This is a genomic window from Albidovulum sp. (assembly GCF_008933605.1).
In the GTDB taxonomy this organism is placed as follows: domain Bacteria; phylum Pseudomonadota; class Alphaproteobacteria; order Rhodobacterales; family Rhodobacteraceae; genus Albidovulum.
The window spans coordinates 1-9,596 of sequence record NZ_WBUS01000119.1 but is presented as its reverse complement, the minus strand read 5'-3'; the positions used below and the strand labels follow the sequence as shown (position 1 = coordinate 9,596).

The 9,596-nt window shown below is 68.3% G+C and carries 11 protein-coding genes and 2 pseudogenes; 12 read left to right on the top strand and 1 reads right to left on the bottom strand.

The annotated features are described in order from the left end of the window. The 7 genes and pseudogenes from F9K34_RS14115 to F9K34_RS14085 all read left to right on the top strand — a co-directional run. Window positions 1-351 (top strand): annotated as a pseudogene (locus F9K34_RS14115) (DUF3307 domain-containing protein); the annotation flags it as partial. A 28-nt stretch (window positions 352-379) separates the two neighbouring features. Further along, a complete protein-coding gene (locus F9K34_RS14110) occupies window positions 380-751 on the top strand; it encodes a HesB/IscA family protein (RefSeq protein ID WP_291337610.1) in 372 nt (123 codons plus the stop codon). After that, the gene (locus tag F9K34_RS14105) at window positions 748-1,074 is read left to right on the top strand and encodes a TfoX/Sxy family protein (RefSeq protein ID WP_291337609.1); all 327 of its coding nucleotides are present in this window, start codon (window positions 748-750) and stop codon (window positions 1,072-1,074) included. Before F9K34_RS14110 ends, F9K34_RS14105 begins: the two co-directional genes overlap by 4 nt. Before the next feature lie 11 nt (window positions 1,075-1,085). Beyond that, window positions 1,086-1,829 carry a triose-phosphate isomerase gene (gene tpiA / locus F9K34_RS14100; protein ID WP_291337608.1) on the top strand — a complete coding sequence of 248 codons (744 nt, stop codon included), beginning with the start codon at window positions 1,086-1,088 and terminating at the stop codon, window positions 1,827-1,829. A gap of 90 nt (window positions 1,830-1,919) precedes the next feature. Then, complete coding sequence (locus F9K34_RS14095; protein WP_291337607.1) at window positions 1,920-2,834, top strand: DMT family transporter; 915 nt, start codon at window positions 1,920-1,922, stop codon at window positions 2,832-2,834. 31 nt (window positions 2,835-2,865) lie between these two features. Further along, window positions 2,866-4,047 (top strand): cytochrome P450, encoded by a 1,182-nt coding sequence (locus F9K34_RS14090; protein ID WP_291337606.1) that lies wholly within the window; start codon window positions 2,866-2,868, stop codon window positions 4,045-4,047. A 127-nt stretch (window positions 4,048-4,174) separates the two neighbouring features. Further along, entirely contained in the window at window positions 4,175-5,614 is a 1,440-nt protein-coding gene (locus F9K34_RS14085; protein ID WP_291337605.1) for an FAD-binding oxidoreductase, read from the top strand. Window positions 5,615-5,663: 49 nt separating this feature from the next. On the opposite strand, the gene F9K34_RS14080 is transcribed toward F9K34_RS14085, so the two are convergent. Next, window positions 5,664-6,125: an Lrp/AsnC family transcriptional regulator gene (locus F9K34_RS14080; RefSeq protein ID WP_291337604.1), complete on the bottom strand. Its 462-nt coding sequence runs from the start codon at window positions 6,123-6,125 to the stop codon at window positions 5,664-5,666. A 145-nt stretch (window positions 6,126-6,270) separates the two neighbouring features. On the opposite strand from F9K34_RS14080, the gene F9K34_RS14075 reads away from it, so the two are divergent. The 5 genes and pseudogenes from F9K34_RS14075 to F9K34_RS14055 all read left to right on the top strand — a co-directional run. Next, window positions 6,271-6,576 (top strand): DUF2849 domain-containing protein, encoded by a 306-nt coding sequence (locus F9K34_RS14075; protein WP_291337603.1) that lies wholly within the window; start codon window positions 6,271-6,273, stop codon window positions 6,574-6,576. Next, on the top strand, window positions 6,569-8,239 hold the full coding sequence (locus F9K34_RS14070; RefSeq protein WP_291337602.1) for a nitrite/sulfite reductase: 1,671 nt from the start codon (window positions 6,569-6,571) through the stop codon (window positions 8,237-8,239). The genes F9K34_RS14075 and F9K34_RS14070 overlap by 8 nt, the downstream gene beginning before the upstream one ends. Then, window positions 8,229-8,999 (top strand): phosphoadenylyl-sulfate reductase, encoded by a 771-nt coding sequence (locus F9K34_RS14065; protein ID WP_291337601.1) that lies wholly within the window; start codon window positions 8,229-8,231, stop codon window positions 8,997-8,999. The genes F9K34_RS14070 and F9K34_RS14065 overlap by 11 nt, the downstream gene beginning before the upstream one ends. Continuing rightward, complete coding sequence (locus F9K34_RS14060; protein ID WP_291337600.1) at window positions 8,996-9,370, top strand: DUF934 domain-containing protein; 375 nt, start codon at window positions 8,996-8,998, stop codon at window positions 9,368-9,370. The genes F9K34_RS14065 and F9K34_RS14060 overlap by 4 nt, the downstream gene beginning before the upstream one ends. Window positions 9,371-9,437: 67 nt before the next feature. After that, window positions 9,438-9,596 (top strand): annotated as a pseudogene (locus tag F9K34_RS14055) (ferredoxin--NADP reductase); the annotation flags it as partial.

Genomic DNA, 9,596 nt, shown 5'->3' with positions numbered 1-9,596 from the left:
GGCGCGATCCTCGCCACGCGCGCGGGCGGCTTCGCGGTCGGGCTCCTCATGGCGCCCTGGGCCGGCGACGACCTGCCGAAGGGGCTGACCAACGGCGGCAAGCTGATCGGCCTGCTCGAACGCGGGCTCATCTTCCTTCTCGTCATGGTGCATCAGCCTGCCGGCATCGGCTTTCTCATCGCCGCGAAATCCGTCCTCAGGTTCGAGACGACCTCGAAGGACCAGCGCGCGGGCGAATACGTCATCATCGGTACGCTCGCCTCCTTCGGCTGGGCGCTCGCCGCCGCCTATGCGACGCAGGCGCTCATGGCGGCGCTGCCGCCCATTGGAATTCCCGCGGCAATTCCTTAGATTAAGCGTCAGGAAACGGAGACGCGACATGTTCGGCATTCCCGGCAAGAGCCCGGTCACCCTCACCCCGCGCGCGGTGGCGCAGATCAGCCGCCTGATGGCGAAGGACGGCGCGTTCGGGCTGCGGCTTGGCGTCAAGAAGGGCGGCTGCGCGGGCATGGAGTACACCATGGAATTCGCCGCCGCGCCCGGGCCCATGGACGAGGTCGTGGAACAGGATGGCGCGCGGGTGATGATCGCGCCGATGGCGCAGATGTTCCTTTTCGGGACCGAGATCGACTACGAGACCGCGCTCCTGGAATCCGGTTTCCGCTTCAACAACCCCAACGTGGCCGAAGCCTGCGGCTGCGGCGAATCGATCAAGTTCAAGGACGTTCCCGCCGACGGCGCGCGGGAATGAGCGTCTCGGACGCCGACATCGCCTTCGTGCTGGAACTGTTCGAGGGGCTCGGCCCCCCGACCACGCGAAAGATGATGGGCGGGCTTTGCCTCTACCGCGACGGCGTGATCTTCGCCCTTGTCCATTCCGACGGTTCGCTCTGGCTGAAGGGCGCGGGCGCGTTCGCCGGGCGCATCTCCGCCGAAGGGTGGGAACGCTGGACCTATGCCCGGCCGGGGCGGAAACCGACCGCCATGCCCTACTGGCGGCTGCCACATGCCGCCCTTGACGATCCCGACCTCGCCTGCAATCTCGCCCGCGAGGCTCTGCGCGACTTGACCTGAGGGAGGATCGGATGCGGCGGAAACTGGCGGCCGGCAACTGGAAGATGAACGGACTGGCCGCGAGCCTGGCCGAGGTCGAGGCGCTGGCGAAGGCCCACCCCGCCCCACGATCCGAGGTCCTGATCTGTCCGCCCGCGACGCTCATCGCCCAGATGGCGTGGAAGGCGAAGGGCGGGCCGGTGATGGTCGGCGGCCAGGACTGCCATCCTGAGGCCTCGGGCGCCCACACCGGCGACATCGCCGCGGCCATGCTGAAGGACGCCGGCGCGAGCCACGTCATCCTCGGCCATTCGGAACGCCGGGCCGACCATGGCGAGACCGACGCCGTCGTGCGCGCCAAGGCCGAGGCCGCCCATGCCGCGGGCCTCGTCGCGGTGATCTGCCTTGGCGAGACGGAGGCCCAGCGCGACGCGGGAACGACGCTCGACGTCATCGGCTCGCAACTCCGCGGATCGGTTCCAGCCGGGGCCACCGCTGCCAACACGGTCATCGCCTACGAACCGGTCTGGGCGATCGGCACCGGCCGCACCCCGACGCTGGCGCAGATCGCCGAGGTGCACGATTTCCTGCGCGCCGACCTGGCGACGCGCCTCGCCGGCGCCGCGGACGTGCGGCTTCTCTACGGGGGTTCGGTGAAACCCTCGAACGCGGCCGAGATCTTCGCCACGTCGAACGTAGACGGCGCGCTCGTCGGCGGTGCGAGCCTGAAGGCCGCCGAATTCGGCGCGATCCTCGCGGCGCTCGACGCTGCCTGACATTCGCGACTTCGCCTGTCGCTTCCGGGCGGGCGGTCCGTCGGTCCGCCCCCTAGCCTCGTGCCCGTATCCCAAGCACGGACGCCTGGCGTGACGATCGCAGCGACGCTTCCCTCGCCGGGCCCCTCGGTCGTTCTCGCCAACGCGGCCTGCATGGCCTCCATGCTCGTCTGGGCGATCGGATTTCCGCTCGCCGACGCACTCCTCGCAGTTCTGCCGCCGGTGACGGTCACGGCCCTGCGCCTCGTCTCTGCCAGCGCCTTCCTGCTGCCCGTATGGTTCCTGCTCGAAGGCTGGCAGGCGGTGCGCGACGCCCGCTGGCTGCGGGGCCTTGCCGTGGGGGCGATCGGCATGGGGGGCGGCTCGCTCCTGCTGATCTTCGGCCAGAGCCGGACGGATGGCATCACCACCGCGGTCATCGCCGCCACGATGCCCATCATCGGCATCGCGCTCGAATGCCTCCTCGACGGCCGGCGCCTGACCGGAAGGATCATTCTCGGCATCCTGCTCAGCGTCGCGGGCGGTGTCGCGGTCTACGGCGCGCGGATGGGGCATCTGAACCTCGGCCTCGGCGCCTTCGCCATCTTCGCCTCGACGATCATCTTCACCTGGGCTTCCCGCGCCTCGGTGACGGCCCTGCCGGGGCTCTCGGCGATCGGCCGCACGGCGGTCACCATCGCCGGCGGCGTGCTCCTCGTGGTCGCGGTGCAGGCGCTTCTGCCTGCCGTCGGCGGCCAGGCCGTTCCCTGGCAGCTGATCGGCACGCGCGAATGGGGATACGCCGCCGCCTACGGCGTGGCGTCGATGGCGCTGTCGCAGGTCCTGTTCCTGATCGGCGTCGCCGGCCTCGGCATCGGCGTCGCCGCGATGCACACCAACGTGGCTCCCTTCTACGTGATGCTCTTCGCCCTCGCCTTCGGCGACAGCTGGAGCTGGCCCTCCGCACTGGCGGCAACGCTCGTGCTGGCCGGCGTCTTCCTCGCGCAGACCAGGCCCCGCGCTTGAACCAGGCCGCCACCTACGCTTAGCTCGGCGCATGGAAACGCTGACCCAGTCCCCGACCGACGACGACTTCGTCCAGGACCCCTACCGCTTCTACGACCGCGCCCGCAAAGCCGGCCCGCTCTTCTTCTGGCACGACTACGGTCTCGTCTGCGCCACCTCCGCGACCGCGGTCGGTGCCATCCTGCGCGACCGCCGCTTCGGCCGCGAGGTGCCCGCCGAACGGCGCGGTCGGATTCCCGATCACCTTGCCCCCTTCTACGCGGTCGAGGCGCATTCGATGCTGGAGTTGGAGCCGCCCCGCCACACGCGGCTCCGCTCACTCGTGCTCCGCGCCTTCACCTCGCGCCGGATCGCCGCGCTGGCGCCCGAGATCGCGGCCCTCGCGCATGACCTGATCGACGCCTTTCCGCAGGGCGCGTTCGACCTGCTGCCGGCCTTCGCCCAGCGCCTGCCGGTGATCGTCATTGCCCGGCTCCTCGGCGTGCCCGAGGAACGCTGCCCGAACCTTCTCGCCTGGTCGAACGCGATGGTCGGGATGTACCAGGCCCGCCGCAGCCGCGCGACCGAGGACGCCGCCGTCGCGGCCACGGAAGCCTTCGTCGCCTTCCTGCGCGGCTACGTGGACGAACGCCGCTCGCGCCCCGCCGACGACCTCATCACTCACCTCATCGCGGCCGAGATGGAGGGCGAGAGGCTCTCCACCGACGAACTGATCGCCACCTGCATCCTCCTCCTCAATGCGGGTCACGAGGCGACGGTCCACACCCTCGGCAACGGCGTGAAGGCGGTGATCGAGAGCGGCCACGGCGCCGATGCGCTGGCGCCCGAAAGGGTCGAGGGGACGGTCGAGGAAATCCTGCGCTTCGACCCGGCGCTCCATCTCTTCACCCGCTGGGCCTACGAGGAGGTCGAGATCGCGGGCCACAGCTTCCGCCGCGGCGACGAGGTGGGTTGCCTTCTCGCCGCGGCAAACCGCGACCCGGCGCAGTGGGACCGGCCTGCCCGCTTCAACCCGGGCCGTCCGGTCAAACCCAACCTCACCTTCGGTGCGGGGCTTCACTTCTGCGTCGGCGCTCCGCTCGCCCGGCTGGAACTCCAGACCGCGCTGCCGATCCTCTTCGCGCGCCTTCCCGGCCTCAGCCTCGCGGAACCGCCCCGCTACGCCAACCTTTTTCACTTCCACGGGCTCGACGGGCTGGTCGTCCGACGGTGAAAAGGGGCGCTCGGCGCGAGGGAGGGCGAAACACCACGGGAAGCCTTTGGAGAACAGGGCGCGATCTGGTATAGGTTTCAGCGGCGTTTCAACAGGCAAGGCCTGGCAGTCCACAGGAGGAAACGCCATGACAGTGCAAATTCGCAGTCTCGAGTTGAAGCCGGTCGCTGTCTCAGAAGACGCCGTGGAGGCGCTTCGTGCAGGAATTCGTGGAACCGTCGCCTTGAACGGCGACGCCGGGTACGAGGAGGCCCGGACCGTCTGGAACGCGATGGTGGACCGCAAGCCGGGGCTCGTCGTGCGTGCCCTCGGGGCCGCGGACGTCTGCGCGGCGGTCAACTTCGCACGCGAGAACGGGCTCCTGATCTCGATCCGCAGCGGCGGGCACCAGATCGCGGGCCACTCCGTTGCCGAGGGCGCCGTTCTGCTCGACCTGTCGCTGATGAAGTCGGTCCGCGTCGATGCGGCGACCAAGACCGCCTGGGTCGAGCCCGGCGCCACGCTGGGGGACGTCGACAAGGAAACGGCGGCCAGCGGCCTCGTCCTGCCCACCGGCATCAACTCCACGACCGGGATCGCCGGGCTCACGCTTGGCGGAGGGTTCGGCTGGCTCACGCGGAAATACGGCATGACGCTCGACAACCTCCTGTCCGCCGACGTGGTGACGGCGGACGGCAAGCGGCTCCGCGCGAGCGCGACGGAGAATCCCGACCTCTTCTGGGCGATCCGCGGGGGCGGCGGCAACTTCGGCGTCGTCACCGGATTCGAGTTCGCGCTGCATCCGATGCGCGGTGAAATCCTCGCCGGGCTGATCATCCACCCCTTTGCCGAGGCCCAGCGGCTCTACCGCGCCTACCGCGAGATCGCACCGCGCCTGCCGGAGGAACTCGCCGTCTGGACCGTGTGCCGCAAGGCGCCGCCGCTGCCGTTCCTGCCCGAGCAATGGCATGGCCGCGAGATCTTCGCCTTCGCGGTCTGCTATGCCGGCGACCCGGCGGAGGGGGAAAAGGCTGTGGCGGAGGTGCGCGCGCTCGGTCAGCCGATTGCCGACGTCGTCGGGCCGAGTGCCTTCGCCGGGTGGCAGACGGCGTTCGATCCACTGCTCGCGCCGGGCATGCGCAACTACTGGAAAAGCCACGATTTCGCCGACCTTCCCGATGAGCTGATCGACAGGCTCGCGACGGCGCTCGACGACAGCCCGGCGCCGGACTGCGAAATCTTCATCGCCCAGGTCGGCGGCGCGATGGCAAGGGTGGCGCCGGACGCGACGGCCTACCCGCAGCGCAACGCGCATTACATCATGAACGTCCACACCCGCTGGGCCGACAAGGCAAGGGACGATGCCTGCCGGGCATGGGCGCGCGATGTCTTCGCGCGGACGGCGCCCTACTCGATGGGCACCGCCTATATCAACTTCATGCCCGAGGACGAGACCGACCGGGTGAACGGCGTCTATGGCGGCAACCTGAAGCGGCTTCAGGAGGTCAAGGCCCGATACGACCCGGGCAACCTGTTCCGGGTCAATCACAACGTGAAACCCGTCAAGGTCATGGAACCCGCGAAATAGCCGGGGCGCGCGGGGCCGGCACCGCTCCGGCCCCGCCGTCGCCGCGGGCTCACAGCGGCAGGAGCGTCGTGGACTTGATCTCCTCCATGCTGAGGAGCGCCGTGACGTTGTGGATCTTCACCTCCGAGATCAGCGCCTGGTAGAAGGTATCGTAGGCCCGCGCGTTCTTCACCCGCACCTTGAGGATGTAGTCGATGTCGCCGGCCAGCCGGTGCGCCTCCAGCACCTCGGGGCGCGCCTTCAGCGTGCGCAGGAACTTCTTCTGCCATTCCGATTCATGCTCCGATGTGCGGATGAGGACGAAGAAACAGGCCTCGAGCCCCAGCGCCTCGGCGTCGAGCAGCACCGTCTGCCGGCCGATCACGCCCGCCTCCCTCAGCTTGCGGATCCGGTTCCACACCGGCGTCTTGGAAGAGCCCACCTTGCGCGCGATCTCGTCGAGCGACTGGGACGCGTCTTCCTGAAGCTGCCCGAGGATTTTCCGATCCATGTCGTCAAGCCGGACCGCCATTCGTCTTTCCTTTCGATTCCGAAACGCTGGTTCCACATCGAACTGGATACGAAACATGCGTCCTTATCTGCAAGGCCATATAGCGCTGATGTGGGAAATTTTCCTATATTGGCTGGAGAAATCGCCGTCCCAGGGAACCGGACAGATGAGTCGCGCCTATACCCCGAAAGTCGTCACCGCCAACGCGCTGATCGAGGGCGATGTCGTCTATCTCACCGCCGACGACCGCTGGACCCGCGATCACGCCGAGGCGGAGCTGATCGAGGACGAGGCGCATGCGCAGCTGAGGCTCCTCAAGGCAGAGCACCAGAAGAACGTCGTCGTCGGCGCCTACCTCGCCGACGCCAAGGCCGGGCCGAAAGGCCCCGAGCCGATCCACTTCCGCGAAGTCTTCCGCACCCGCGGACCGTCGAACTACGCCCACGGCAAGCAGGAGGCGCGTCATGTATAGGTACACCGACTTCGACGCAGCCTTCGTGCGGGCGCGCAACGCCCAGTTCCGTGCCCAGGTCGAACGCCGCATCTCCGGCGCGCTGACGGAGGACGAATTCCGGCCGCTCCGGCTGATGAACGGCCTCTACCTCCAGCTTCATGCCTACATGCTGCGGATCGCGATCCCCTACGGCACGATCTCCTCGCGGCAGATGCGCCAGCTTGCGTACATCGCCGAGCGCTGGGACAAGGGCTACGGCCACTTCACCACGCGCCAGAACATCCAGTTCAACTGGCCGCGCCTTTCCGATGTGCCCGACATCCTCGAGGCGCTGGCCGAGGTGCAGATGCACTCGATCCAGACCTCGGGCAACACGATCCGCAACGTCACCGCCGACCATTTCGCCGGCGCGGCCGCCGACGAGATCGAGGACCCGCGGCCGACGGCAGAACTGATCCGCCAGTGGTCCACCGACCACCCCGAGTTCCAGTTCCTGCCGCGCAAGTTCAAGATCGGCGTCTCCGGTTCCCCGCATGACCGCGCAGTGACGAAGTCGCACGACATCGGCCTCAGGATCGTGCGCGGCGGCGACGGTCGGACGGGCTACGAAGTGCTGGTGGGCGGCGGGCTCGGGCGCACCCCGATGGTGGGCCAGGTGATCCGGCCGTTCCTGAAGAAGGCCGACCTCCTGCCCTACCTCGAAGCCATCGTCTCGACCTACAACCTGATGGGCCGGCGCGACAACAAGTTCAAGGCGCGCATCAAGATTACCGTCTTCGAGAACGGAATGGAAAAGTTCCGCGACGCGGTTGATGCGCGTTTCGAACAGATCAAGCGCGAATGGACCGGGGTTGACCCGGACCTGCTTGCACATATCGAACATTCCTTCCTGCCGCCCGCCTTCCGCGACGCGCCGCAGGACGGCTACGAGACGGCGCGCAGGGCCGACCCGGTCTTCCGCGCCTGGACGGACACCAACCTGACCGCCCATCGCGTGCCGGGCTATGCCATCGTCACCGTCTCGCTGAAGGCGCACGGCGCGACGCCCGGCGACGCGACGGCGGCCCAGATGCGGCTGCTCGCCGATCTGGCCGACAAGTACGGCCATGGCGAACTCAGGATCAGCCACGAACAGAACGTGGTCCTGCCGCATGTCCACAAGTCCGACCTCTGGGCGCTGCACGAAAGCCTGAAGACCGAGGGCCTCGCCACGGCCAACATCGGGCTCGTCTCCGACATCATCGCCTGCCCCGGCATGGATTACTGCGCGCTGGCCACCGCCCGCTCGATCCCGGTCGCGCAGGAGATCGCGACGCATTTCCAGGCCCTTGGGCTGGAAGAGGAGATCGGCGCGCTGAAGATCAAAATCTCGGGCTGCATCAACGCCTGCGGCCACCACCACGTCGGCCATATCGGCATCCTCGGCCTCGACCGCGCCGGGGTGGAGAACTACCAGATCACCCTCGGCGGCGACCATACCGAGACCATGACGCTCGGCGAGCGTGCCGGCCCCGGCTTCGCCTATGACGAGATCGTGCCGGCGATCGAGCGGCTGCTGCGCGCCTACCTCGCGCTCCGCGAGGACCGGGAGGAGACCTTCCTTGCGGCCTACCGCCGGCTCGGCGCGGAGCCCTTCAAGGCCGCCCTCTACGAGGCAGAGGCGGAACGCGATGCCGCTTGAGATGGCCCTGCCCTCGCTCGACGACCGCGTCGCGGCGCTGAACGGGCGCTATCGCCATCACTCGGCGACGGCGGTTCTCGAGCGCGCGCTGAACGACCCCGAGGTGGGCAATCTCGCGCTCGTCTCCTCCTTCGGGGCGGAATCGGTGGTGCTGCTGCATCTCGTCTCGGTCGTGGCGCCGGGCACGCCGGTGATCTTCATCGACACGCAGATGCTCTTCCCCGAAACGCTCGAATACCAGCGCGAGCTGGCCGAGAAGCTGAACCTGACCGACCTCAGGACCATCCGCGCCGACCGCCGCGACACCCAGTTCGAGGACCCGGACGGCACGCTGTACCAGTTCTCGACGGATGCCTGCTGCCATCTGAGGAAGGTCGTGCCGCTGGAACGCGCGCTCCGGGGCTTCGACGGATGGATCACCGGGCGCAAGCGGTTCCAGTCAGGCACCCGCGCGGCGCTGGAGTTCTTCGAGAACGAGGACGGCAAGCGGCTCAAGGTCAATCCCCTCGCCCACTGGGGCCGCGAGGATCTGGAAGAGTACATCGTCAACAACCGCCTGCCGCGCCATCCCCTGGTGGCGAAGGGCTACCCCTCGATCGGCTGCGCCCCCTGCACCAGCCCGGTGAAGGAGGGCGAGGATCCACGCGCAGGCCGTTGGCGCGGAACGCAAAAGGACGAATGCGGCATCCATTTCGTCGATGGCCGGATCGTGCGCGGCCCGCTGCCGCAGGAGACTGACCGGAAGGAGAACGCGGCATGAGCGTGATCGTGCGCGACGACGGCTTTCATGCCGAGGACTTCGAGGGCGCGGCCGTGGTCGAGATCGCCTCGAACACCGGTGTCGACTCCCTGCCGGCGACTTTCGAGGGCGTCGCGATGATCGCCGTCGCCTTCCCCGCCTTCTCCGACGGCCGCGGCTTCTCGCTGGCCCGCCACCTGCGGACCCGCGGCTTCACGGGCCGGCTCCGCGCGAAGGGCCACGTCATCGCCGACCAGTATGCGATGGCCCGCCGCGCAGGCTTCGACGAGGTGGAAATCCCCGACGAACTTGCAGCGCGCCAGCCGCAGGAGCAGTGGCTCTTCCGCGCCGGCTGGCGCGACCATGACTATCGGTCGCGGCTGAAGGCCTGACACCGGGGTTTCCCCAGTTCCAATTCCTGAATAGAAGGAGGGCGGGCGATGAACCGTCCTGGCCGAGATGAATGACCTGAACACCGTGAACGACACCACCGCCAAACCCGTCCGCACCCTGCCCGATGCGCAGACCGTGCTCTCGGTCCGCCACTGGACGGACCGGCTCTTCTCCTTCCGGGTGACACGGCCGCGAAGCCTGCGCTTCCGCTCGGGCGAGTTCGTG